The organism is Arthrobacter sp. D3-16 (assembly GCF_054408515.1).
On the sequence record NZ_CP096437.1, the window covers coordinates 3,325,690 to 3,349,532 of the forward strand.

27 protein-coding genes and 2 tRNA genes are annotated in these 23,843 nt (G+C 65.0%); 13 read left to right on the top strand and 16 right to left on the bottom strand.

From position 1 onward, the window contains the following. Positions 1-9: 9 nt before the first annotated feature. From ispF to M1D32_RS15495, 3 genes are all read right to left on the bottom strand, one after another. Complete coding sequence (gene ispF / locus M1D32_RS15485; RefSeq protein ID WP_458779512.1) at positions 10-525, bottom strand: 2-C-methyl-D-erythritol 2,4-cyclodiphosphate synthase; 516 nt, start codon at positions 523-525, stop codon at positions 10-12. Positions 526-527: 2 nt separating this feature from the next. Continuing rightward, positions 528-1,310: a 2-C-methyl-D-erythritol 4-phosphate cytidylyltransferase gene (gene ispD, locus M1D32_RS15490; RefSeq protein WP_458779513.1), complete on the bottom strand. Its 783-nt coding sequence runs from the start codon at positions 1,308-1,310 to the stop codon at positions 528-530. Between the two features lie 97 nt (positions 1,311-1,407). Beyond that, positions 1,408-1,890, bottom strand: a complete 483-nt coding sequence (locus M1D32_RS15495) for a CarD family transcriptional regulator (protein ID WP_011690592.1) — start codon at positions 1,888-1,890, stop codon at positions 1,408-1,410. Between the two features lie 258 nt (positions 1,891-2,148). Between M1D32_RS15495 and M1D32_RS15500 the strand changes: the two genes are divergently transcribed. After that, complete coding sequence (locus M1D32_RS15500; protein ID WP_458779514.1) at positions 2,149-2,703, top strand: hypothetical protein; 555 nt, start codon at positions 2,149-2,151, stop codon at positions 2,701-2,703. A gap of 92 nt (positions 2,704-2,795) precedes the next feature. On the opposite strand, the gene M1D32_RS15505 is transcribed toward M1D32_RS15500, so the two are convergent. Then, positions 2,796-3,476, bottom strand: coding sequence for a response regulator transcription factor (locus M1D32_RS15505; protein ID WP_104043086.1), 681 nt, complete (start codon positions 3,474-3,476; stop codon positions 2,796-2,798). After that, the gene (locus tag M1D32_RS15510; RefSeq protein WP_458782208.1) at positions 3,473-4,714 is read right to left on the bottom strand and encodes a sensor histidine kinase; all 1,242 of its coding nucleotides are present in this window, start codon (positions 4,712-4,714) and stop codon (positions 3,473-3,475) included. The genes M1D32_RS15505 and M1D32_RS15510 overlap by 4 nt, the downstream gene beginning before the upstream one ends. A gap of 206 nt (positions 4,715-4,920) precedes the next feature. On the opposite strand from M1D32_RS15510, the gene phoU reads away from it, so the two are divergent. Next, positions 4,921-5,583 (top strand): phosphate signaling complex protein PhoU, encoded by a 663-nt coding sequence (gene phoU, locus M1D32_RS15515; RefSeq protein WP_458779515.1) that lies wholly within the window; start codon positions 4,921-4,923, stop codon positions 5,581-5,583. Between the two features lie 76 nt (positions 5,584-5,659). Here phoU and M1D32_RS15520 read toward each other — a convergent pair whose 3' ends face one another. Next, the gene (locus tag M1D32_RS15520) at positions 5,660-6,406 is read right to left on the bottom strand and encodes a phosphoglyceromutase (RefSeq protein ID WP_458779516.1); all 747 of its coding nucleotides are present in this window, start codon (positions 6,404-6,406) and stop codon (positions 5,660-5,662) included. A 102-nt stretch (positions 6,407-6,508) separates the two neighbouring features. On the opposite strand from M1D32_RS15520, the gene M1D32_RS15525 reads away from it, so the two are divergent. Further along, on the top strand, positions 6,509-7,354 hold the full coding sequence (locus tag M1D32_RS15525; protein WP_458779517.1) for a class I SAM-dependent methyltransferase: 846 nt from the start codon (positions 6,509-6,511) through the stop codon (positions 7,352-7,354). Positions 7,355-7,413: 59 nt separating this feature from the next. Here the strand turns inward: M1D32_RS15525 and M1D32_RS15530 are convergent, their stop codons facing one another. Both M1D32_RS15530 and M1D32_RS15535 read right to left on the bottom strand, forming a co-directional pair. Beyond that, complete coding sequence (locus M1D32_RS15530) at positions 7,414-7,767, bottom strand: DUF2516 family protein (RefSeq protein ID WP_163167969.1); 354 nt, start codon at positions 7,765-7,767, stop codon at positions 7,414-7,416. Positions 7,768-7,776: 9 nt separating this feature from the next. Then, positions 7,777-8,967 carry a trans-sulfuration enzyme family protein gene (locus M1D32_RS15535; RefSeq protein WP_458779518.1) on the bottom strand — a complete coding sequence of 397 codons (1,191 nt, stop codon included), beginning with the start codon at positions 8,965-8,967 and terminating at the stop codon, positions 7,777-7,779. 120 nt (positions 8,968-9,087) lie between these two features. Between M1D32_RS15535 and tmk the strand changes: the two genes are divergently transcribed. From tmk to M1D32_RS15580, 9 genes are all read left to right on the top strand, one after another. Beyond that, positions 9,088-9,744 carry a dTMP kinase gene (tmk, locus tag M1D32_RS15540; RefSeq protein ID WP_458779519.1) on the top strand — a complete coding sequence of 219 codons (657 nt, stop codon included), beginning with the start codon at positions 9,088-9,090 and terminating at the stop codon, positions 9,742-9,744. Continuing rightward, complete coding sequence (locus tag M1D32_RS15545) at positions 9,741-10,883, top strand: DNA polymerase III subunit delta' (RefSeq protein WP_458779520.1); 1,143 nt, start codon at positions 9,741-9,743, stop codon at positions 10,881-10,883. Before tmk ends, M1D32_RS15545 begins: the two co-directional genes overlap by 4 nt. Before the next feature lie 19 nt (positions 10,884-10,902). After that, positions 10,903-12,468, top strand: coding sequence for an alpha/beta hydrolase (locus M1D32_RS15550; RefSeq protein ID WP_458779521.1), 1,566 nt, complete (start codon positions 10,903-10,905; stop codon positions 12,466-12,468). A gap of 104 nt (positions 12,469-12,572) precedes the next feature. Beyond that, positions 12,573-12,645 (top strand) — tRNA-Thr (locus tag M1D32_RS15555). 295 nt (positions 12,646-12,940) lie between these two features. Then, on the top strand, positions 12,941-13,816 hold the full coding sequence (locus M1D32_RS15560; RefSeq protein WP_458779522.1) for a DNA/RNA non-specific endonuclease: 876 nt from the start codon (positions 12,941-12,943) through the stop codon (positions 13,814-13,816). Between the two features lie 207 nt (positions 13,817-14,023). Next, positions 14,024-14,299 carry a hypothetical protein gene (locus M1D32_RS15565; RefSeq protein WP_458779523.1) on the top strand — a complete coding sequence of 92 codons (276 nt, stop codon included), beginning with the start codon at positions 14,024-14,026 and terminating at the stop codon, positions 14,297-14,299. Positions 14,300-14,393: 94 nt separating this feature from the next. Beyond that, positions 14,394-15,080, top strand: coding sequence for a DNA alkylation repair protein (locus M1D32_RS15570; RefSeq protein WP_458779524.1), 687 nt, complete (start codon positions 14,394-14,396; stop codon positions 15,078-15,080). A 62-nt stretch (positions 15,081-15,142) separates the two neighbouring features. Next, positions 15,143-16,129 (top strand): hypothetical protein, encoded by a 987-nt coding sequence (locus tag M1D32_RS15575; protein ID WP_458779525.1) that lies wholly within the window; start codon positions 15,143-15,145, stop codon positions 16,127-16,129. A 39-nt stretch (positions 16,130-16,168) separates the two neighbouring features. Then, complete coding sequence (locus M1D32_RS15580; RefSeq protein WP_458779526.1) at positions 16,169-16,354, top strand: hypothetical protein; 186 nt, start codon at positions 16,169-16,171, stop codon at positions 16,352-16,354. A 113-nt stretch (positions 16,355-16,467) separates the two neighbouring features. On the opposite strand, the gene M1D32_RS15585 is transcribed toward M1D32_RS15580, so the two are convergent. From M1D32_RS15585 to M1D32_RS15620, 8 genes are all read right to left on the bottom strand, one after another. Further along, positions 16,468-17,313: an aldo/keto reductase gene (locus M1D32_RS15585; protein ID WP_458779527.1), complete on the bottom strand. Its 846-nt coding sequence runs from the start codon at positions 17,311-17,313 to the stop codon at positions 16,468-16,470. A gap of 63 nt (positions 17,314-17,376) precedes the next feature. Then, positions 17,377-17,853: a hypothetical protein gene (locus M1D32_RS15590; protein WP_458779528.1), complete on the bottom strand. Its 477-nt coding sequence runs from the start codon at positions 17,851-17,853 to the stop codon at positions 17,377-17,379. Positions 17,854-17,858: 5 nt separating this feature from the next. Further along, positions 17,859-18,485 carry a bacterial proteasome activator family protein gene (locus M1D32_RS15595; protein WP_458779529.1) on the bottom strand — a complete coding sequence of 209 codons (627 nt, stop codon included), beginning with the start codon at positions 18,483-18,485 and terminating at the stop codon, positions 17,859-17,861. 79 nt (positions 18,486-18,564) lie between these two features. Then, positions 18,565-18,768 carry a YbdD/YjiX family protein gene (locus M1D32_RS15600; RefSeq protein WP_458779530.1) on the bottom strand — a complete coding sequence of 68 codons (204 nt, stop codon included), beginning with the start codon at positions 18,766-18,768 and terminating at the stop codon, positions 18,565-18,567. Beyond that, positions 18,768-21,065, bottom strand: coding sequence for a carbon starvation CstA family protein (locus M1D32_RS15605; RefSeq protein ID WP_458779531.1), 2,298 nt, complete (start codon positions 21,063-21,065; stop codon positions 18,768-18,770). The genes M1D32_RS15600 and M1D32_RS15605 overlap by 1 nt, the downstream gene beginning before the upstream one ends. 241 nt (positions 21,066-21,306) lie before the next feature. Beyond that, complete coding sequence (locus M1D32_RS15610; RefSeq protein ID WP_066273802.1) at positions 21,307-21,591, bottom strand: DUF1540 domain-containing protein; 285 nt, start codon at positions 21,589-21,591, stop codon at positions 21,307-21,309. Between the two features lie 162 nt (positions 21,592-21,753). Continuing rightward, complete coding sequence (locus M1D32_RS15615; protein ID WP_458779532.1) at positions 21,754-22,356, bottom strand: PadR family transcriptional regulator; 603 nt, start codon at positions 22,354-22,356, stop codon at positions 21,754-21,756. A 120-nt stretch (positions 22,357-22,476) separates the two neighbouring features. Further along, complete coding sequence (locus tag M1D32_RS15620) at positions 22,477-23,460, bottom strand: NAD(P)H-quinone oxidoreductase (protein WP_458779533.1); 984 nt, start codon at positions 23,458-23,460, stop codon at positions 22,477-22,479. Positions 23,461-23,567: 107 nt separating this feature from the next. On the opposite strand from M1D32_RS15620, the gene M1D32_RS15625 reads away from it, so the two are divergent. Continuing rightward, positions 23,568-23,655: transfer RNA gene (locus tag M1D32_RS15625), tRNA-Ser, on the top strand. Positions 23,656-23,843: the final 188 nt, after the last annotated feature.

Below are 23,843 nucleotides of genomic sequence, written 5' to 3' on the forward strand. Positions count from 1 at the left end.
CGCTCCAGATTAGCCGATGGCGGCGGAGGGCTTCGGATACACCAGGGCAGTGGCCACCGCGGAGATACCTTCGCCGCGCCCCGCGAACCCCAGGCCGTCGCTGGTGGTTGCCGTAACGCTGATGGGTGCGCCGGCTGCTTCGCTGAGGACCTGCTGCGATTCTTCCCGGCGGGGACCGAATTTGGGCCGGTTGGCCACGAACTGGACTGCGACGTTGCCGATTTCGAAGCCGGCTGCCCTCACGATCCTGGCTGCTTCCGTGAGGAGGGTGACCCCGGATGCACCGGCGAACTCAGGACGGCTGGTCCCGAAGTGGGTGCCGAGGTCACCAATTCCGGCGGCTGAGAAAAGGGCGTCCGCAGCTGCGTGGGCCACCGGGTCACCGTCCGAGTGCCCGGCGAGGCCACGTTCACCTTCCCAGTGGAGCCCGCCGAGCCACAGCGGGCGTGCCGCGTCCTCAGGAGCGTACGCATGCACGTCGATGCCGATGCCGGTCCGGGGCAGGACCACGTGGACGTCTGCCATGGTCAGCCCTCCACCCAGCGGGCGCCCAGGGGCCCTTCCAAAAGTCCCTCGGCGAGGATCAGATCCAGTGGAGTGGTGATCTTCAGTGACTGGCTGGAGCCCCGGACAGCGTGGACCGGAGTGCCCAGCATCTCGACGAGCATCGCGTCATCAGTTACGGCGGCGGACTGATGCTGGTCCAGGGTGCGGGCCGCTTCATGCGCTTGCAGGAGGGTTTTGAGCTGGAATCCCTGCGGCGTCTGGACGGCGCGCAGGTCCTCACGTGGTGCGGTCCCGGTAACAACTTCCGGAGCCAGTGCACTGTCCCCGCCGGTAGTCGCGGCGACGGTCTTGACCGTGTCCACCACGGGAACGGTGGGGATAACGGCAACGGCTCCGGCAGCAAGGGCGTTCACCACCCGGTGGAAAACCGATTCCGGCGTCAGGGCCCGGGCAGCATCGTGCACCAGCACGGCCTCGATCCCTTCCATAAGGGCAGCGATGCCCGCCCGGACGGAATCGGCCCGGGTGGCGCCGCCGTCGACAAGGGACAGGAGGGGGCCGCCGTCGGCCAGTTCTTCCCGGAAGTCATCACACAGCCGCCGCAGGCCGGTATCGCCGGCCGGAAGTGCGATGCATACCTGGCTGCTGACACCGGACGCGACGATGCCCCGGAGTGCGTGCATCAGGATAGGTTCGCCACCCAGCGGCACCGCCGCCTTGGGCATGCCGTAGCCAAGCCGTTGCCCGGAGCCGGCGGCCACCAGGATCACGGCGGTGACGGGGCGCGTGGGAGTTTCACTCATGCGGACTAGCCTACGTCCCCGCGGCTGGCCACGCCGGGACGTGAATTCGGGCAAAAAGAAGCCCCGGCGGCACGTGGGTGCCACCGGGGTTCAATTCTTAGGAAGCCAGAACCTCGTCGAGAACGCTTGCAGCCTTCTCCTCGTCGGTCTTTTCAGCCAGGGCCAGTTCTGAAATCAGAATCTGCCGGGCTTTGGCCAGCATACGCTTTTCGCCTGCGGAAAGGCCCCGGTCGTGATCGCGGCGCCACAGGTCGCGGACGACCTCTGCCACCTTGATGACGTCACCGGAAGCAAGCTTCTCCAGATTTGCCTTGTACCTGCGTGACCAGTTGGTGGGTTCTTCGGTGAACTCGGCACGAAGCACATCGAACACGTGCTCCAAGCCTTCCTTGCCCACTACGTCCCGAACGCCAACAAGATCTACATTCTCTGCTGGAACTTCAATGGTCAGATCACCCTGAGCCACCTTGAGCTTGAGATACATCTTCTCTTCGCCCTTGATGGTGCGCATCTTGATTTCTTCAATTTTCGCAGCACCGTGGTGAGGGTAAACTACTGTCTCGCCGACCTCAAATACCATGTGGACATTTCCCCTTTCCCGCAGACCAGTTTATCACGATTCAGGCATATGACCGGCCGGCAAAAGGGCCCCGAACCGCGAAAATACGCGGGAAAACGGCACAATCCACCCCCTTGGACCCCTTGACGAATGCGGATATTAGTGCATCTCACTGGCCCTGCCAAGGGAGGATATGACGGGGCCGAATCCTCGTTTAAGGGCCTTTGCGGATAGGCTAGGCCCTGAATAATCTTTCAAACCTCTCGAGGAGTACGTGACGTGCGTTTCACTGCGATGAACCGGGCCCAGCGCGCCAAAGTGGCACTGACGGCTGCCGCCCTCGGCGTCGGACTGCTGACGTCGGGCTGCGGGTACACCAATTCCCAGCAGACAAGCCAGCAGTACCAGCAGTCCGATGGCATCAACGCAGACCTCGGCCCGCTTGAGCTGCGCAACATGCTCATCGTCTCGAACGGGGAAGACCAGCCCGGCCGCGTCATCGGTGCGGTCTACAACTCGTCCTCCCAGGACGTGACGCTGACGCTGAACGGCGCCGAAGGCTCACAGACGGAAGTGCCGGTCAAGGCCAGCTCCTACACCAGGCTGAACGACACCTCGGACGAAGCCATCCTGAGCACCACCGGGGGCATCCCCGGATCCCTGGTGGACGTCAAGATCAGCGAAAACGGCACCAACGTGAGCAACACCGTGAAGGTTCCGGTGCTGGACGCCACGCTGCCCGAATACAAGGAATACCTGCCTGCGGGCAGCACGCCGTCGCCGTCGCCCACCCCCTCCCCCACGGCTTCCGAACTCGGCGGCAGCAACCACTAAGCCACAGGCTCCAAGAAGCTTAGGTACAAGAAAAGGGAGGGGCCAGGCGGCCCCTCCCTTTTCTTGTGTCCTTGGTCCTTGGGCTTAGCAGCTTACGGCTCGAACTTGTAGCCGAGGCCCCGGACGGTTACAAGGAATCGCGGCGCTGAAGGATCGGGTTCGATCTTTCCGCGCAGCCGCTTGACGTGGACATCGAGGGTTTTCGTATCGCCGACATAGTCCGATCCCCACACGCGGTCAATGAGCTGGCCGCGGGTGAGCACGCGGCCGGAGTTGCGCAGGAGCATCTCCAGGAGTTCGAACTCCTTCAAGGGGAGCAGCACTTGTTCGCCGCCCACGCTGACCACATGGCGTTCAATATCCATCCGGACGGGCCCGGCCTGCACGGTGGAGGAAATCAGCTCCTCGGGTTCACCCTGGCGGCGCAGTACCGCCCGGACCCTGGCCACCAGTTCCCGGGAGGAGTATGGCTTGGTGACGTAGTCGTCGGCGCCCAGTTCCAGGCCCACCACTTTGTCGATCTCAGAGTCCTTGGCCGTCAGCATGATCACCGGGACGCTGGAGCGCTGGCGCAACTGGCGGCATACCTCGGTCCCGGAGAGCCCGGGAAGCTGGAGGTCCAGCAGCACCAGGTCCGCCCCGTTCCGGTCGAACTCGGTGATGGCGTCCAGGCCGTTGTCCACGACCTCCACCTCGAACCCTTCCTTGCCCAGCAAATAGGACAAGGGATCGCTGAACGATTCCTCGTCCTCCACAATCAAAATCCTGCTCAAGCGTTAGCTCCTCGTTCTTTTGCGCCTGCGGCGCGGGGTTCTTGGATGGCGATTGACTTCCGGTGTGCCTGTCCCGTCAGTCCGGGGGCGGCGGCGTGCGGTACGTCGTCCTCGCCGTCCGGCCCTTCCATTTCCGGCAGGCGGAGTGTGAAGGTGGACCCTTGGCCCGGCTGGGACCAGAGGGTCACCTCCCCGCCATGGTTGGAGGCGACGTGTTTGACGATGCTCAGTCCGAGGCCGGTGCCGCCGGTATGGCGGGAACGGGCGGAATCCACACGGTAGAAGCGCTCGAAGACGCGTTCCTGATCCTCGGGGCTGAGCCCCTCGCCCTGGTCCGTCACGGAGATTGAGACGAGCCCGTCCCGCGAGCGGACCCCGATGCCCACCCGGGTGTTGGCCGGCGAGTAGCGGATGGCGTTGTCAATCAAGTTGCGCAGTGCCGTGACCAGGAGGTCCTGGTCACCAAAGACCTTGCCCTCTATCCGGCCGCCAACAACAATGCGGATGTTCTTGCTCTCGGCGGGCAGCTGGGACCGGTCCACGGCCTCGGCGATGACGGCGTTCACGTCAACAGGGCGGCCCTCCTGCGCCACGCTGGCACCCTGAAGCCGGGAGAGCTCAATGATGTCCTGCACCAAGGCAGCGAGCCGGCCGGATTCCTTGTGCATGCGCTTGGCGAAGCGGCGCACTGCCTGTTCGTCGTCGGCGGAGGACTCCAGGGCCTCGGCGAGCAGGGAAATCGCGCCCACAGGGGTTTTGAGTTCGTGGGAGACGTTGGCCACGAAGTCGTTCCGGATCTCTTCCGTCCGGGTGATCTCCGTACGGTCGTCCGCGAGCAGGAGGATGTACTCCTCCCCCAGCATGGCTGCCCGCACCTGGACAATGATGGTGCCCTGCCCCAACGGGCCGCGCGGAAGCTCCAGCTGCTTCTCCAGGATGACGCCGTCCCGGCGGACTCCTGCCGTCATGTCCAGCAGTTCCTTGTGGACCACGGTGTGGCCGCGCACCAGGCCATAGGCGTAGGCCGCGGGGCTTGCCCGGACCACGCCGTCCACGGCGTCCACCACCACAAAGGCGCGTCCGACGACGGCCAGCACCTCGGCGGCGCCGGCCGGCAGCGCGATGTCATCGGCGTCGACGTCCAGCAGGTGCCGCTGCTTTTCGCTGACCCTGTAGGCCAGCACGCCGAAGGTGCCGAGCGCCAGGCCGATGAGGCCGGCGACCAGACCGATGAGCATAGGATCCACAGCTCCACCTTATGCGCTGGCAGGTGGCCGTCGGCGCGTCCGGGACTGCCGCACCGACGGTTCAACTAACGTTCATCTTCAAGGACTTAACCGTTTACCGGATACTGGCAGAGTAACGAGTTGGACTGCCGAACGGCGACACGAATTCCTGCTGCCCTGGAGCGGGCGGGACGGAGTTCCAAGGAAAGGACGCCTAAGTGCGTAAGGTTTTTCAGGAAGAGCTCACCCAGGTCGGTGACCAGCTGGTGGAGATCTCCCGGCTGGTCAGCGAAGCCATGGATAAGGCCACAACATCCTTCGAGGTGGCGGACGTCGACCTCGCCCAGGACGTCATCGCCGCGGATGCCCGCATCGACTTCCTGCAGAACAGCCTGGATGAACGGGCCATCGACATCCTGGCGCTGCAGGGCCCGGTTGCCAGCGACCTGCGGATGATCGTAGGGTCCCTGCGGATGAGCGCCTCGCTCGAGCGGATGGGCGACCTTGCCCGGCATATCGCGCAGCTGGCCCGCCTCCGTTTCCCCTCCGTCGTCATTCCGGAATCGATGACCGGAACGTTCAAGAGCATGGCGGAGCTGGACCAGGAAATCGCGGACAAGCTCACCGTACTGCTGGAGACCCGCGACCTTGAGGTGGCCCGGGACATCCTGAAGGCAAACACCGCCATCAACGATCTGCACCTCAGCGTCTTCAAGGCCATCGCCGCGCCGGAGTGGGCCGAGTCCCCCGCCACCACCGTGGACGTGGCCCTGGCCAGCCGGTACTTCGAGCGCTTTGCGGACCACGGTGTCTCCGTCGCGCAGAAGGTTACCTACCTGGTGACCGGTGCGTGGCAGCCGAACGGCATCGAGCACAGCTAACTGCAGCGGGCTCCTGAACAGAAGACGGCGGGCCGGTCACCAAAAGTGACCGGCCCGCCGTCGGGCGTTTAAAGGCTCACTTTTTGCCCTGGTTGGCCACTGCCATGATGGCTTCTGCGGCTGCTTCGGGATCCAGGTAGGTGCCGCCCGGCTTGACCGGCTGGAAGTCCTCGTCGAGGTCGTAGACCAGCGGGATGCCCGTGGGGATGTTCAGGCCGGCGATGGCTTCATCGCTGATGCCGTCAAGGTGCTTGACCAGGGCACGGAGCGAGTTGCCGTGGGCCGTCACCAGGACAGTCTTTCCTGACTTCAGGTCTGCCTTGATGTCCGATTCCCAGTACGGCAGCAGCCGGACCAGGACGTCCTTCAGGCATTCCGTGCGGGGAATGGCGTTCCCAAGGTCCGCGTAACGGGGGTCCCCCACCTGGGAGAACTCGGAGTTGTCGTCCAGGGGCGGCGGCGGCGTGTCGTAGGAACGGCGCCACTCCATGAACTGCTTTTCGCCGTATTCGGCGAGGGTCTGGGCCTTGTCCTTGCCCTGCAGTGCGCCGTAGTGGCGTTCGTTCAGGCGCCAGTCGCGCTTGACCGGAATCCAGCCGCGGTCCGCCTTGTCCAGCGAGATGTTTGCGGTGTTGATGGCCCGCTTCAACAGGGAGGTGTAAAGGATGTCCGGGAGAACATTGTTCTCAACCAGGAGCTCACCACCCCTTGCTGCTTCCGTCCGGCCCTGATCGTTAAGGTCTACGTCCACCCAGCCGGTGAACAGGTTTTTGGCGTTCCATTCGCTGTGGCCGTGGCGCAGCAGAATCAGCTTGTAAGTCATGATTTTCATCCTAGCTGAGCGCCGCTGCCACCCGCCCAGCGTTACAAAGGACACCACCGGCGCAGGGATATGGCAGGGGCTGCGCGGGGATAAGGTTGGGCGGTGGTGCAAAAAGCTGAACGGGTGGTTGCCCCGCAGATAAGTGGCAGGAACCCTGGCGGCAGGCAGGGCCGGCCGGTAGGCAACGTAACCCGCGGCACCACCAATCCCAACCGTATGCGGCGGGTGGACCGCTGGTTGACCGGACCCCAGGGCTGGCGTCTTAGATCCGCTGCAAACCCCCTGGTGGTGGATCTGGGCTACGGCGCCACCCCGGCCACCGCCGTCGAGCTCTTTGACAGGTTGTCCGGCGTGCGTCCGGATGTCCAGGTGTGCGGCATCGAAATTGAACCGGACCGGGTCCGGGCCGCCTTGCCATTGCAGCGGCCAGGTCTGAGCTTCCACGTGGGCGGCTTCGAAATCCCCGTTGCCGGACGGCCCGTACTGGTGCGGGCGTTCAACGTCCTGCGGCAGTACGAGGAAGCCGACGTGGCAGGGATCTGGCGGCTGGTGCAGGACCGCCTGTCTGCGGACGGCCTGTTTATCGACGGCACGTGCGACGAGATCGGGCGGCGGGTGACGTGGGTGGCGCTGGATGCCGAACGTCCGCTCTCACTCAGTATTTCGGTCCGGTTTGGGAGTTTTGAGCTGCCTTCGGAAGTTGCGGAGCGGCTCCCGAAGGCCTTGATCCACCGCAATGTCCCGGGCGAACCGGTGCACACCCTGATGCAGGCCATGGACAGGGCCTGGCTGGAATCCGCGCCGCTGGCCGCCTTTGGCAACAGGCAGCGCTGGCAGTCCATGGCCCGGATGCTGCGCGACGCCGGCTGGCCGGTTCAGGATGGTCCGGCCAGATGGCGGCTGGGCGAGTTGACGGTGGACTGGGAAGCGGTGGCCCCGCTGGGTTGAGCCGGCAGGGTTAGGTCAGCAGGGTTAAGTCAGCTGGGGGCCAGGCCAGCGCAGCCCCGTCACCAGGGGCCGTAGGGACCCGTGTTGCGGCTGCCGCCGCGTCCGGCATCCTTCACGGCCGGCCGCACGTCTGCCAGGTAGACGGATGCCGCCACTACGGCCGCGAGCCCGAACAGGCCGAGGGTGCCGAAGAATCCGCCGCCGCTGCCGAAGAACGAGATGACGCCGACGAAGGCGGCTCCACCTGTCAGGGCCATCCAAAAGGTCTTGGTCCTCTTCCCGGTTGCCTCGAAGGCATTGGCGCGGTGCCGGGCGCAGTCCACCACAGCCCACAATTCAAGTCCCAGGGCCACCAGGGCAAGAATAAAGAACACTGCCTGCTCTACAGGCCGAATAATGAGTTCACCGTCCACAAGCCCAGCCTAGCCGTCCAGCGCGTCCAGCGCCTGCTTCAAGTCCGCCCAGAGGTCTTCAACATTTTCGATGCCCACGCTGAGGCGGATCAAATTTTCGGGCACGTCTGCAGGTTCGGCGGCGTGCCGGCGCCGGCGTTCGATCAGCGATTCAACCCCGCCCAGCGACGTTGCGGGCAGCCACAGCTTCACTGCACGCACCACCGCGTCCGCGGCGTCGGCGCCGCTCATCCCGCCCACAGGCGCTGCCTGGATGCAGACGATTGAACCGAAGCCCTTCATCTGCGCCTTGGCCCGTTCATGGCCCGGATCGGCGGAAAGGCCCGGGAACCGGACCGACTCGAGCCGCGGATGGGCCCCAAGCCGTTCCGCCAGCACCATCGCAGTGGCTTGGGACCGTTCAATGCGGAGCGCCAGTGTGCGCAGCCCTCGCAGTGCCAGCCAGGATTCGAAGGGCCCGGCAATGCCGCCATGGATGGTCCGGTGATGGAGCAGCGCCGAACGGATATCAGGGTTGGACGTCACCAGGGCGCCAAGGACGACGTCGGAGTGGCCCGCCAGGTACTTGGTCACCGAATGCAGGACGACGTCGGAGCCCAGGCGCAGGGGTTGCTGGACCAAGGGGGTGGAAAAGGTGTTGTCCGTGACCACGATGGCTCCGGCGGCGTGGGCCGCGGCGGTGACAGCCGGCATGTCCGCGATGCTCAGCATGGGGTTCGTTGGGCTCTCAAGCCACAGCATGGAAGCGGAGCGGCCGGCGGGGCCGCTGGGCGCGAGTGCCTCCTTGACGGCGTCGGTATCCGCGATGTCCACGGTGCGGAGTTCAATGAAGCCCTTCTGCGCCAGCTCGGCGGCCATCACCAGCGAGCCCGAATAGCACAGCGTGGGCATGACCAGCACTCCACCGGAGGGAATGAGGGACAGGGCGGAACTGACCGCAGCGAGGCCGGATGCATAAAGCAGACCGGGCAGCCCCGCCCCTTCGAGTTGCCCCAGCGCTTCCTCGAAGGGATCCCAGGTGGGGTTCGAGTACCGGCCGTAGCCGCGGTCCCCGTCCGCAAGGGCACCAATACCGAAGAATGTGGAAGACAGGACGATGGGCGGGTTGACCGGCTGGTCCCTTTCCCGGGGCGGACGCCCGGCCGCCACCACGACCGTTTCGGCTGCCAGGGAAGCCGCTTGCTGTTCGGAAAGGCTCATGCGGGAAAGCCTACTGTCCGCCCCGGGCAGCCGGGAAAGGCGTTACCTGGTGCGCTGATACTGTCCACATATCGCCCCGGGCAGTCTGCGATTGCGGGTGAGGATCGGTAGGCTTGACCGGTGAGTAAACAACGGGCGGGCCTTTTCATCGCATTTGAGGGCGGGGATGGTGCCGGCAAGTCCACCCAGGCAGCCCGGCTTGCAGATGCCCTTGAAGCGCGCGGCCTCACCGTCCTGCGGACCCGGGAACCCGGGGGAACGCCCATCGGCGAGAAACTTCGCTCCCTGGTCCTTGACCATGGGCACGGCCACATTGACGCGCATACCGAAGCCCTGATTTTCGCGGCGTCCAGGGCTGCCCACGCCAGCCAGGTCATCCGGCCGGCACTTGAGCGCGGCGAGATCGTTTTGACGGACCGGTACATTGACTCGTCCGTCGCCTACCAGGGAGCCGGACGGGACCTCGGCAAGGATGCAGTCCGCTCTATCAATGCGTGGGCCACCTCGGGCCTGGAGCCCCACCTCACCGTCCTGCTGGATGTTGACCCGGCAGCGGGCCGCCAGCGCCGGACCGCCGGTGATGCAGCGGAGGACCGCTTGGAGTCCGAAGCTGACGAGTTCCACGTCCGGATTCGGGATGCATTCCTGGAATTGGCTGCCAGCCGCGCCGGTTCCTACCTTGTGCTGCCCGCCCATCTCCCCGTGGGAGACCTTGCCGCGCAGATCCTCCAGCGTGTGGACGCCCTGTTGGCGACCGCGGAGGGAGACAGCCCATGACGGTGTGGGACGACCTGCAGGGCCAGGCCGCCGTCGTCGAACAACTGCGCCAGGCCGCAAGCGGCGAAAACCTCACGCACGCCTGGCTTTTTACCGGGCCGCCCGGATCGGGCCGCTCAAATGCCGCCAAGGCGTTCGCCGCGGCGTTGAACTGCGACCAGGAGGATGTAGCCCGGCGCGGGTGCGGGCAATGCCCTGCCTGCCTGACCATCCTGGGGGAAACCCACTCGGACGTCACCTTCGTCCGGACCGAAAAGGTCACCATCACCATTGATGAGGCGCGGGACCTGGTAGCAACCGCGGGGAACCGGCCGTCCTCCGGACGCTGGCGGATCATCGTGGTGGAAGACGCAGACCGGATGGCCGAGCGCACCACCAACGTCCTGCTCAAGGCCATCGAAGAGCCGACTCCCCGGACGGTGTGGATGCTGTGCGCGCCTTCCCCTGCCGATGTACTGGTCACCATCCGCTCGCGCTGCCGGAGCGTGGCCTTGCGGCTGCCGCCCGCTGCCGATGTGGCTGCCCTGCTGGTGAAGCGCGACGGCGTGGAGCCGGCGCTGGCGGAGCGCGCGGCCCGGGCGGCCCAAAGCCACGTGGGGATTGCCCGCAGGCTGGCCCGCGATCCCGCAGCCAGGGAGCGCAGGCTGGAAACCGTCCGGTTTCCCCTGGGCCTGCGCGGTGTTACTGCCGCGGTGATGATGGCGGAGAAGCTGGTTAAAATTGCCACTGCGGAGGCCAACAGTTCCAACGAGGAACGCGACGCTGCCGAGAAGGCCGCCCTGCTGGCAACCCTCGGTGCGCCCGAATCCGGAGCGCTTCCTCCGGCAATGCGCAGCCAGGTGAAGCAGCTTGAGGAGGACCAGAAGCGCCGGGCCAAGCGGTCCATCACCGATTCCCTGGACCGGACGCTCACCGATCTGCTGTCCTTCTACCGCGATGTGCTGATTATCCAGCTCGGGAATGCTGTGGAGCTGGTAAACGTTGAGTTGGAGGGTGAATTGGAGGAGTTTGCCACCCGCTCCACTCCTGAAGCCACCCTCGCCCGGATGGACGCCATCAACAAAGCCCGTGAACGCATTACCACCACCAACGTTGCCCCGCTGTTGACCATTGAGTCCATGGCAGCCAGCCTGATCTAGCCCCCTCCAAGGAGACCCGATGACTGCCCGCCCCCTGCCAGCACGCCCCCGATCCTGGGTGATTGGAGTGCGTGCCGCCGGGGCCATGGTGCTTGCCATGGTTCTGGCCTCCTGCACCCTCCTTGGCGGCGAAGACCGCAGCCAGGAGGCGTCCACCGCAAAGGCGGATCCCGCAATTGTGGCCTCCGCTCCGGCCGGGCTGGAGGAGTTCTACTCGCAGGAAGTGGTGTGGGAGCCATGCGAAAGGGAATTCCAGTGCGCCAAGGTGAAGGTGCCGATGGACTACGGCAAACCCGACGGTGACACCATTGAACTGGCTGCGTTGAGGGCATCGAGCACGGGCAACAAGACGGGCAGCCTGCTGGTTAACCCGGGAGGGCCGGGGGCCTCCGGATACGACTTCGTCAAAGATGCCTCGGGAACACACTTTTCGCAGACCGTGCGGAACGCCTACGACCTGGTGGGTTTCGATCCCCGGGGCGTGAAGCGCTCCGCGCCGGTCAGCTGTCTGACCGACGCCGAGCGTGACGCCGCGCGGGCCAAGATCTACGAACTGGAAACGGACGCCGGCCTGGAAGCCGCCCGGGCGGACAACAAGGCGATCGCCGCGCAATGTGCTGAACAAACCGGACCGGTACTGGCCCACATCGACACCATGAGCTCCGCGAAGGACATGGACATCCTCCGCGCAGTGGTCAATGACCAGAAGCTCAACTACCTCGGGTACTCCTACGGCACCTTCCTGGGATCAACCTACGCTTCACTGTTCCCGGACAACGTGGGCCGCATGGTGCTCGACGGAGCCCTGGATCCGTCCATCAGCAACGAGGAGCTGACCCGGGGCCAGGCCCGCGCCTTCGAAAAGGCCATCCGGGCCTATGTTGCCAACTGCCTGGAGCAGGACGGGTGCCCACTGAGCGGAAACGTTGATACAGGAGTGCAGCAGGTCCGCGACCTTATCGCCGCCGTCCAGCAGACCCCCCGTACCGCAAAGGACGGCCGTTTGGTGAACGCCACGATGTTCGTCAGCGGCCTCATCACCCCGCTGTACAACGACCAGAGCTGGCCGGCCCTGACGCAGGCCCTGGAAGCGGCGATGACCGGGGATGTAAGCCTGATGCTCCGGCTGGCCGACCTTGGTGCCGACCGTGCTTCCAACGGCACCTACACCTCCAATTCGACGTTTGCGTTCAATGCCATCAACTGCCTGGACTACCCCATGGAGTCCGATACTGCCGCTATGCGGGCTGAACAGCAGCGCCTGATGCAGGGTTCCCCCACGTTCGGGTATTTCTTTGCCTACGGCGGGACCAACTGTGCCGACTGGCCGTACAAGAACGTCCGCACACCGGCGCCGGTCGAATACACCGGAGAGTCCCCCATCGTGGTTATCGGCACCACCGGCGACCCTGCCACACCTGTTGAGTGGGCCGCTTCGCTCCGCAAGCAGCTGGGAAACGCTGCTTTGCTGACCTGGGAAGGCGAGGGCCACACCGCCTACGGCCGGTCCAACAGCTGCATCGAGGACCCCGTAGACACCTACCTCGTCAGCGGTACGGTTCCCGCCGACAACACGGTGTGTTGAAGGCCTCAGCCCTTTGGTCCCGCCCATTTTGACCCGGGCGCGGGGACTCTATTACAGTTGACTCTTGCATGAAGCGCCCGGTTCTTCCGGGTAAAGCATGCGGTGCTTCCTTAGCTCAGTCGGTAGAGCGTTTCACTCGTAATGAAAAGGTCATCAGTTCGATTCTGATAGGAAGCTCGGGATAAACCCCGTGTTGTCGCTTGTTCGGCGATGATGCGGGGTTTTTCGCTGGTTAAGCCCTGACCACAATTCGAGGTCATCGAATGAGTCGGCCACAGGTTGCCTTGGCTTACGGGAACGCCGCTCTGCTGGCCTTCACCCCGCCAGTACCCGCAGGTCTGCAGGTGACACTGTTCCAGGAACTCGAGCCTTCGGAAATAAACGGGTCCAGCGCCGGGTTGTCACGCCGTTGTCACCTCCTGCTGCTAGTGTCCGGCCCATGAATGAAGTCTGGTTGTCATCAAATTCCACTGTGGCGCATGATCTGACCGGCCGGGCCGGGTTCGACGCTCACTTCCTGGGGCTTCCCGTTCCGGTACCGGACCTCGCCGATGCTGAAACGGTACTGCTGCGTTACACGCACTTCTCACTGCTCATGCGGCTCGACAAGCGCCTGGCAGCTGTCACCGCTGTCGGTATCAACGGAGAGAAGCTGATGGACCTGGACAGGTCCGGCATCCGGTGGCGGCTGGACCCCAGGCTGGCTGAGGACCAGCAGACCGGGGAACGGCTCTACGCACGCAACGATATCGACCGGGGCCACCTGGTGCGCCGCGCCTCGGCTGTCTGGGGCGATTCCCGCACCGAGGCAGCCCAGGCCAATGAGGACACTTTCCACTACACCAACGCTGCTCCGCAGGCGGCGAAGTTCAACCAAGGCCTGGACCTGTGGCTCGGCCTCGAGTCCTACCTGCTCCAGCATGCCGCGGACTACGGCCGCAGGCTCATCGTTTTCACAGGACCCATCTTCGGCGAGAACGACCCGGTGTACCGTGGCGTGGACATCCCTCTGCTGTTCTTCAAAGTCGCCGCCTTCCTGCAGGACGGAGAGCTTTCAGCGACGGGCTACGTCGTTGACCAGACGGCGCAGTTGGGCGACCTGGAGGACCCCGCGCCGCAAAAGGCTGTCGACGAAGCTCCGCCGCTGGGCCCGTTCCGGACCTTTCAGGTCCCCATCAGGGACATCGCCACGCTGACAGGCCTGGATCTCCAACAGCTTGTCGAAGTAGACCGAATGCCCATAGCGGCACAACTGCCTACTGCCCGTGTGGCGTCCACGTGGCGGAAGCTCTCGTCGCCGGAGGACCTGGATCTGGACTTCGAACTCACCAAAGACCAGGACTCGTAGGTCCTGGCCAGGCCCCCGCAGGTAGTAGGCCACTCCAAGAGTCGAGTACTTCCTACTCATGAATAGCGGGGGGCCGGCTCCTAGTCTTGTTGGTACGGCAGCAGGCCGGCCACGGCTGCTGCCGGCCACCCGGGTTGGCCGGTGATAGTGCTCCCAGCCTAAGAAAACGGTACTGGCGCACATGTTCCAATCCCTCCAGGACTTCGCATGCCGCTAACCCCAGCTCCAGCCGAACAGCAGACACTTCCGGACACGCTCCCCCGGCAACTGCCCGCCGTCCCGTCACAGTCAACCCTCCGCCAGGAAGCCTTGCAGCAAGCCCCCGGCCGGCCGGTGCTGATGCTCCGGCCTGCCCGGGTGAAGGTGGGTTCCAGCATTGGGCTCGCCATGGCCTACACGGTCACCCATGTGTTGGTGGAGTGGGACGACGACGGCAATCACGATGCCCGATGGGTTGCCAGCTGGTTGGTGCGCCGGCTCTGACGGCGCCGGATGCCGCGCCGGAGCGGCATGGCGTGTACTGGACCCCGGGCTTCGTCATAGGCTGAACTTCGCACACGACGGAGAGGTGGCTGTGATGGCCGGAACTGCATTGACCGGGACGAGCGTGGCTGAGCTGAGGGCAGAGCTTGCCGGCCTTGAGGACCCGCGGGCACGCGAGGTGAATGAAAAGCACGGCGACGATCATGGCGTAAACCTCGGCAAGCTGCGGGCCGTTGCCAAGCGGCTGAAGACGCAGCACGAACTTGCCCGCGGCCTCTGGGACACCGGCGATACCGCGGCGAGGCTGCTGGCCCTCCTGGTCTGCCGTCCGAAGGCGTTCGGGCGCGACGAGTTGGACACCATGCTCCGCGAGGCCCGCGCGCCAAAGGTGCAGGACTGGCTGGTGAACTACGTGGTGAAAAAGAACCCGCATTCAGAGGAGCTGCGCCTTGCCTGGTCCGCCGACCTCGATCCCGTCGTGGCCAGCGCCGGCTGGGCATTAACGAGCGACCGTGTGGCGAAGCAGCCCCAAGGCCTTGACCTTGCCCGGTTGCTGGACATCATCGAGGCAGAGATGAAGGGTGCGCCGGAACGCCTGCAGTGGGCGATGAATACGTGCCTGGCCCAGATCGGCATCGGGCACGCCCAACACAGGGATCGGGCCATCGCCATCGGCGAGCGGCTCGAAGTGCTGAAGGACTACCCAACCCCGCCGGGCTGCACGTCCCCGTTTGCGCCCATCTGGATCAACGAAATCGTCCGCCGGCACCACGACAACTAACAAAAGCCCGCGTTCCTGTGGAGTGTCCTGTCCCGGCTCCACCGGGACCTAAGATGGCGTGCATGGAAGACGAGGCCCTGGCAGAGATCGCGAACGAGCTTTATGCCAAGCCCATGGAAGACTTTGTGGCAGCACGCGCTTCCGCAGCGAAGGAAGCGGCCGGTTCGGACAAGGAACTTGGAGCAGCAGTACGGGCCCTGCCAAAGCCATCGGTTGCCGCCTGGGCGGTGAACATGCTGGCCCTGCACCAACCGGACGTCCTCGCCGGCCTGGCAGACCTCGGCGGCAGGATGCGCGGGGCGCAAACGTCACTGGACGCGGCGGCGCTTCGGGAGCTGGGACGGGAGCGCCGCACCATGCTGGCGGCCGCCGTCGACACCGCCCGCTCTGTTGCCCGGCAACAGGGCCGCTCCCTTAGCGATGCCATGGCGACCGACGTCGAGGAGACGTTGCGGGCCCTGACCGCGGATGAAGGCGCAGCCGCTGCTGTCCAGAGCGGACGGCTCCTGAAGACACTTTCGGCCGACGGCGTGAATGCCGTGGAGCTCGAGGGCTCAGTCGCGGTCCCCTCCGCACTCCCCGCACCCAGGACAGCTCCCGCTCCCCCGAAGGCGGCCCCGCGGAAGGAACAGGCGCGCAAGGAACAGGCAAAGAGTACGACGGCGGAAGGCGCCGTCCGGCCCACGCCGGACAGGCCGAGGCTTGAGGCAGTCCGGCAGGCACCGCGGCCAACGTCACCACCCGCGCTGGAGAAAGCGAAAGCCGCCCTGGCCGAGGCGCAGGCGGCAGAAGCCGAGACCGCACAATTGGCCCGGGACCTGGAAATCCAGGCCGATGAAACACGGTCTGAAATTGCCCGGCTGCAAGAGGAAACAACGGACCTTCGGACCCGACTTAGAGCGGCCGAAGACCAGTTGGAGCGGTGCCGCAAAAGGCTGGCAGGTGCCACCGCCGAGGCTAAACAGGCGGTGCGGGCCGCGGATAAAGCAGCGCGCTCGGCGATGCTCGCGCAGGAACGGGTCCTCCGGCTGGGCAACACGCGCGGGTGATACCCGGGGAATGTCAGACCCCGGTTGCACACTGGATTTATGGAAAACCAATCAGTACAGGAATTTCACGTCACCTACTTCGATGCCGACTGCGGCCGCGCCCGCGCGGAAGTCTTTGACAGCTTGGCGGAAGCCGAGCGGTTCGCCAGCCGCCACTGTGCCGGCGAAGACAGCTGGGCCATCGTGGATGCCGTCCCGGTGCAGCACGTCCGTATGGCCGCCTGACCCGAGGCCGGCGAAAAAACCAGGCCTTACAAAAAGCAGTGACCCGCGTTGCCCGGGGGAACACCCAGGCAACGCGGGTCAACGGGCCGGCTTAGGCCGGCGTGCGGTTCAGCTTAAGCGAAATCGGCAACTGCAGGATCGGCGCCGATACGGCCTTCACCCTTGGCGCTCCGGTCCAGTGCGTTGATGGCCTCGACGTCGTCCGCGTCCAGGGAAACATCCAGTGCCGCGAAGTTTTCACGGATCCGGGACTCGGTGACGGACTTGGGGATAACCACGATGCCGAGGGCAAGGTGCCAGGCAATAACAACCTGTGCAGGCGTTGCACCGTGCTTGGCGGCGATGGACGCCACCGTTGCATCCTCGAGGAGCTCCCCACCCTGGCCCAGCGGTGACCAGGCCTGCGTCAGGATCCCCTTGGATGCGCCGTACTCGCGCAGTTCGCGCTGGCTGAAGTACGGGTGAAGCTCGATCTGGTGGATGGCCGGGACCACGCCCGTTTCATCAATGAGCCGCTCCAGGCCTTCCACGGTGAAGTTCGAAACACCGATCGACTTGACGCGCCCGCGCTTCTGCAGCTCGATCAGGGCCTTCCAAGTATCCACGTACTTGTCCCGCTTGGGCGTCATCCAGTGGATCAGGTAAAGGTCCAGGGTCTCAAGGCCCAGCCGGTCCATCGAGTCCTCGAAAGCGGCAAGGGTGGACTCGTAGCCCTGGTCGGAGTTCCACAGCTTGGTGGTAATGAACAGCTGCTCCGGCGACAGGCCTGAGCTGGCGATGGCCCGGCCAACGCCCGCCTCATTGCCGTAGATCTTGGCGGTGTCGATGTGGCGGTAGCCCGCCTCGAAGGCCTGGCGGACAACCTTTTCCGCCACTCCGTCCTCAACCTGCCATACGCCATAGCCGAGCTGGGGGATCTGGTTACCGTCGTTGAAAGTCAGTGTCGGTGAAGAAGTCATGCTTCACATCTTGCCAAACCAGCTGCCCGGAACAGGACGATCGGGGCCGAGTAAGCCACACGCTTAACCAGGAATATCCTCTTGCCTGGAGCCCAGGCTTTCCTCCCGCAGCTGCCTCTCGGCGTCGGCCACCTGCTGGAACACTGCCTCCGCGCGGCGCCGCACGGAGGCTGCTCCCACTGGGACGGGACCTACGGCAAGACGGAGCATGGCAGCGGCCTCGGCGGTGGTGGCGAGGGAGTTGCCCGCCTTGGACAGCGAGCGGTGGACAGCCGCGAGGGCAACCGGGATGTCCAAGCCATCGCTGGGTGACCGCTGCTGAGCCGCCACACAAACTGCCCTGACGCGGTCCAGCAGTGCGGCCAGCTCGTTGGCAATGTCCACCAGTTCCCCGTAGAGCTGGTCGTCCTCGACCCCTTCGAGGACCTGGTGAAAACGGTCCAGCCCACGGTGGAAGCGGTCGTGGGCCCGGCGCCACAATCCCTTCCCAAGCTCCGCGTCGTCCTTGCGCCCCTGCCTGGCGGCGCTGAAAAAGCCCAACGACCCTAGAGGTACTGTCCCGGACCGTGGTCCGGCTCATTGGGCTGCCCTGGTCGCGCCGGAGCACCCGGCCGGTGGCCGGCTGACGCACGCTGGGGCTCTCCGTTCTCCCCGATTACGACGCCGGGCGCAATCACGGTGCCGGGAGGGAGCTGGCGGAGCTGCAGTTGCGCGGCCGCATGCTCGCGGGCGGCGTGCTGGGCGGCAATGGCCGTTTGGATGCCGTGGAACAAGCCCTCCAGCCAACCCACCAGCTGGGCTTGGGCGATGCGAAGCTCAGCGTCCGAGGGTGTGGCCTCGTCCGAAAAGGGGAGGCTTATCCGGTCCAGTTCCTCCACCAGCTCAGGGGCAAGCCCGTCCTCGAGCTCCTTGATGGAGCGCTCGTGGATTTCGGCGAGCCTGCCCCGGGCGGCGTCGTCCAGCGGTGCGGACTTCACCTCTTCCAGCAGCTGCCTGATCATGGTTCCGATCCGCATCACCTTGGCTGGTTCATCCACCAAATCCTGCAGGTTGCTGCCTCTCTTGCCACCGTTGTCCGAGACAGCCGGTGCAGGTGCCGGCTGTCCGTCGTCAATGGTGGTGCCCTCTACCGGGAGGTCCTCAGGTGCCTGAGTGTCTTTCGGATCGCTCATGCGTTCATACTCTCACGAGCAATCCGCCCGCAGTCCACTCCATGAAGCACGCTGGGCGGTTTGTCCGCTGCAGGCTCAATCAGCAGCACCGGCCCTGGGGATTGGAGTCCTGGCGGTCCGTCCGGTCCCGCCAAAACTCGCGTTCGCCCAGGGGCGGAGTGCTATGGCCTGCAGCCCGGTGGTGCTCCAGGTACTTCGCGTAGGCATCCGCTCCCAGCACGCGGCCGAAATAGCGCGCGAACCCCTGGAAGCCCCTGGCAACCGCGGCGAGTCCGGAACTCATCAGTGGTGCCCTGCCCTCTCGAACCTCAGCTCGGCCGGGACCTTGTCCCACTCAGCCATCAGCTCCCGCTCGGCCGGCGTCGGAATGAGCCCGGCCGGTGCGAAGACCCGCGAAGGCCTGGCAGGGTCCTCATTGCCCCTGGCAGCTGTGGCGTCCGCCCGGTTGCGGAACGCCCTGACAGTGGCGAGCAGCGCCGTCGCGATCACGATGATGCTCAGCACCACGAAGACCACCGACAGCCAGCCCTGGATGGCGGTATTACGCACCACGGCCTCCATGGCTGCCACGGACTTCGCGGTGCCGAACTCCGTCTTCCCTTCCGCCAGTGCCTTGCTGAAGGCTGCGTTGTTGGCGAAGTAACCCACTGCCGGGGTGGACGAGAAGATCTTCTGGTAGCTCGCCGTGATGGTGACCACAGCGGCGAAGGCCAGGGGAAGCGCCACGATCCACAGGTACTTGAAGGTTCCTTGCTTGGCGACGATGGCCAGGCAGACGGACAACGCGATGGCGGCGAGCAGCTGGTTGGCGATGCCGAACAGCGGGAACAGCGTGTTGATGCCGCCCAGCGGATCGGTCACGCCCATCAGCAGCACGGCTCCCCAGGCGCCCACCATGATGGCGGTGCAGAGCCAGGCGCCGGGCCGCCAGGAGTGCTCCTTGAACTTGGGGACGAAGTTGCCAATGGAGTCCTGCAGCATGAACCTGGCCACGCGGGTGCCGGCGTCCACTGCCGTGAGGATGAAGAGGGCCTCGAACATGATGGCGAAGTGGTACCAGAACGCCATCATCGCTGTGCCGCCGATGAACTGCTGCATGATGTGTGCGAGACCGACGGCGAGGGTCGGCGCACCACCGGTGCGCGAAACAATGCTTTCCTCACCAACGTTCGCGGCGGTCTGCGCGAGGAAGTCCGGGGTTATGTTGACGCCGGCCAGGCCCAGGCTGTTGACCCAGGTGGCGGCCGTCTCAACAGTTCCGCCGGTGAGGGCGGCAGGCGCGTTCATGGCGAAGTAGAGGCCGCGGTCGATCGAGATTGCAGCGACCAGGGCCATGATGGCCACGAACGACTCCATCAGCATTCCGCCGTAGCCGATGAAACGGGTCTGCCGTTCCTTTTCGACGAGCTTCGGCGTGGTGCCGGAGGAAATCAGGGCGTGGAACCCGGAGAGGGCGCCGCACGCGATGGTGACGAACAGGAAGGGGAACAGTGCGCCGGGGAAGACCGGGCCGTTGTCCCTGCTGGCAAACTCGCTGAAGGCCGGGACGGTGATTTCGGGCCGGACCACGATGATGGCCAGCGCCAGCATAACGATCACGCCGATCTTCATAAACGTGGACAGGTAGTCCCGGGGGGCCAGGAGCAGCCACACCGGCAGGATGGCTGCGATGAAGCCGTAGATGATGAGTCCCCAGGCAATGGTGACCTTGTCGAGGGTGAAGATGTCGGCGCCCCAGGGGGTCTCAGCAACAATGCCGCCGCCGATGATTGCCGCCATCAGCAGGACAAAGCCGATCAGGGAAACTTCCATGATTTTGCCGGGCCGCAGGTAGCGGAGGTACACGCCCATGAACAGCGCAATGGGGATGGTCATGCCAACGGAGAAGACGCCCCAGGGGCTTTCCCCAAGGGCGTTAACCACTACCAGGGCCAGGATGGCCACAATGATGACCATGATCAGCAGCGTGGCGATCAGGGCTGCGGTGCCGCCGATGACGCCCAGTTCCTCCCGGGCCATCTGTCCCAACGAGCGCCCGCCGCGCCGCATGGAGAAGAACATGACCAGGTAGTCCTGCACTGCGCCGGCCAGGACGACGCCGATGATGATCCAGATAGTGCCGGGCAGGTACCCCATTTGGGCTGCAATGACGGGGCCTACGAGCGGTCCGGCGCCGGCGATGGCAGCGAAGTGGTGGCCGAACAGCACGTTGCGGTCCGTGCGGACGTAGTCCTTGCCGTCCGCCTTATACTCTGCGGGGGTGGCCCGGCGGTCATCTGGCCGGGTGATGTATCGCTCGATGACCTTGGAATAGAAGCGGTAACCGATGAGGTAAGTGCAGACCGAGGCGAACACGAACCAGATGGCGTTCACCGTCTCGCCACGGATGATCGCGAGCATGAACCACGCCACGCCACCCAGCAGGGCAATCGCTGCCCAGAGGGCGATCTTCCCCGGTGTCCATTTTTTCTCTTCCGCCTCGCGGACCTTTTCGTCCAGGGCAGAGGGCGGGAGATCGGTGTCGGTGGCAACCGCACCTTCGCCCCGGGCTGCGCTCCATCGATCAGGCGTTTCGGCCATGTCTCCTCCTTGAGATTTTTTCCGTTTCTGCTGTCAGGCACCCTACCAACGACAGGTGCGGATCGGGGCTGATTTTGCAGCTGTAGGAAAGACCCTGCGCCGAACGGCTGACAGCCGGCGCCAAGCGACATGCTGCGGCTGCCGCCCGCGGCACCGACCGGCGCACGGCCCCAAGCAAAGAGGGCCCCCATCCGGTGTTCCGGACGGAGGCCCTGGCTCCCGCCAGTGGCGGAAAGAGTTGCTAGGCGTGCGAATAGGTGAGGCAGTCAGCGTTGTCGGCCCCAGGCCCAACATGCACTTCAGCTGCCTTGCACATCAGGTGGTCATTGTGGACGCATTCGGAGCGCTGGCACGCTCCGACGTCGGCCAGCACCTTGGGCAGCCCGCCGTGCATTCCGGTGTCAATGAACGTGGCGCAGTGTGCGTGGTTCTCCGCCCCGCCCACGGTGATGGCGGCGGCATTGCAATTCGTGTGGTCGTTAAAGGAACAGTTCGTTACGCTGCAGTCTGCGACGTGCGTTGTCATGGAAAGTCCTCCTGGGTTCCCGCCGCCCTGGCCGGGCGGCTCCTGAACCCCACGGTAAGCCTGTTGGGAACAATCAAAAAGACCCAATTAAGTGACCTAATTGCCGAGTGCCGGGACCGCGTGCGATAGCGGCCCGCTGTCAGGTGTGCCGGCCCTGGACGCTCACCGTCGGCCGTCAGTGTTAAGCGGAGCGGCGCCTTCCGTAACCCCGTTGGACGTCTTGCGTGCCGGCCCGGCGGACTGCGCCTGCTGGACCATCCTGGCTTCACAAAGATCCAGCCAGCGGACCTCCGCTTCAGTCTGGAAGATCAGGGAATCAAGCACCAGCAGCCACGCGGTATCTGCCGAGCGCTGGTTCGTGGCGGTGTCCCGGCGGGCCTTCGTGTAGACCTGCAGGGCCCTGATGGAAGCCACCCGCTGCGCCTGGATGATGCTTTGCACGTCCACCTCCGGGCTGGTGACGGCGAGAGCCAGCTTGATGGCAAGCTCATTGCGGGGCGGGGCGTTTCGCTCCACCGGGGCCGTGAACCAGCTCCCCACGTCCGCTGCGCCGGCGTCGGTGATGCTGTAGACGACGTGGCCCTCGCCGTCGTCACCGTCCTTGGAGACGAGGCCGTCGCGTTCCAACCGGTCCAGGGTGGTGTACACCTGCCCGATGTTCAGCGGCCAGGTGGCTCCCGTGCGGTTTTCAAACTCGGCCCGCAGCTGGTAGCCGTAGCGCGGCTGGTCCTGCAGCAGGGCCAGGAGGCTGTGGCGGATGGACATGGCGCTCCTTGCGCTTGAAGCGTCGGCGTGCACCACCATCCGGTGGTCAGTGCATACCGCGTAGGTGGGAGCGTAACGCGGGAGGGCCTTGTAGGCAATACTCAGTATTTAGAAGAGGACCTACATCAGCAGGAGGATCTTCCCCACATGATCGCCGCTGTCGAAGTACACATGGGCAGCCTGGACCTGGTCCAGCGGGAAGGTCTTGGCCACCAGCGGCCGGATCCTGCCGTCGGTGACCAGTGGCCAGACGGCATCCCGGACGGCGTTCATGATGGCACCTTTTTCTTCAATTGGTCGGGGCCTTAGCGCCGTTGCCACCACCGCAGCCCGCTTCTTCAGGAGCTGTCCCAGGTCCAGCTCCCCTTTGGTTCCACCCTGCAGGCCAATCACCACCAGCCGCCCGTAGTCGGCGAGCGCGTCCACATTTTGCGCCAGGTACTTGGCACCCACGACGTCGAGGATCACGTCTGCTCCCCGCCCGCCATTCTGCTCGCGGAGGCTCACAGGGAAACTTTCTTCGACGTAGTTGATCGCGATGTCGGCACCAAGGAAGGCTTTTGCCGTCCCTACCTTTTCATCCGTGCCGGCCGTCGTTGCTACTTTGGCGCCCAACGCTTTAGCCAGCTGGATGGCCATGGTGCCGATGCCGCCCGTGGCGCCGTGGATCAGGACCGTCTCGCCGGCCTGAAGCTGGGCTGTCATGACGAGATTTGAGTACACCGTGGCGGCCACCTCCGGCAGGGACGCCGCCGTGACCAGGTCCACACCGTCGGGTACCCGCAGGACCTGCTCTGCCGGTACCGCCACCTGCTGGGCATATCCGCCGCCGGCCAGCAGTGCCACCACCTTGTCACCAAGGGAAAAGGGCTTGCTGACGCCAGGGCCAAAGCCTGCGATCCGCCCGGAAACCTCCAGCCCCGGAATTTCCGACGCGCCGGGCGGCGGGGGGTAAAAACCCCTGCGCTGCTGCACGTCCGCGCGGTTCAGGCCGGCGGCCACGACGTCGATCAGCACCTCCCCGGATCCGGGTACCGGAGCGTCCGTCTCGCGGACCTCCAGCACTTCCGGGCCGCCCGGTTCGGATATGTAGACGGCTTTCATGGAACACTCCCGTTTCTGACTGAATACTGGCTGCAACCAGTGTGCACCGGACAGCTTCCGGTCTCTGTTTTGTTGCAGGCAAGTGCCTATGAAACACTACTAGTCGAGGAAGGTTGTCCGAGCGGCCGAAGGAGCTAGTCTTGAAAACTAGTGTGCGGTAACCCCGTACCAAGAGTTCGAATCTCTTACCTTCCGCGATTGGGACCCCTGTCCGCCAGCATGCTGGCCGGCAGGGGTCCTTCGTTTGTCCTGCAACTGCGGGCAAATGTGCCGGAACGGGCCGGACCAGCCGGGGCGGATCATCGAACGTGTCAGACCCCCGCATCTCCGCCGTCCTCCAACGGCGGAGAGATATCGCCGCCGAACCCGGCGCCCCTGCCTGG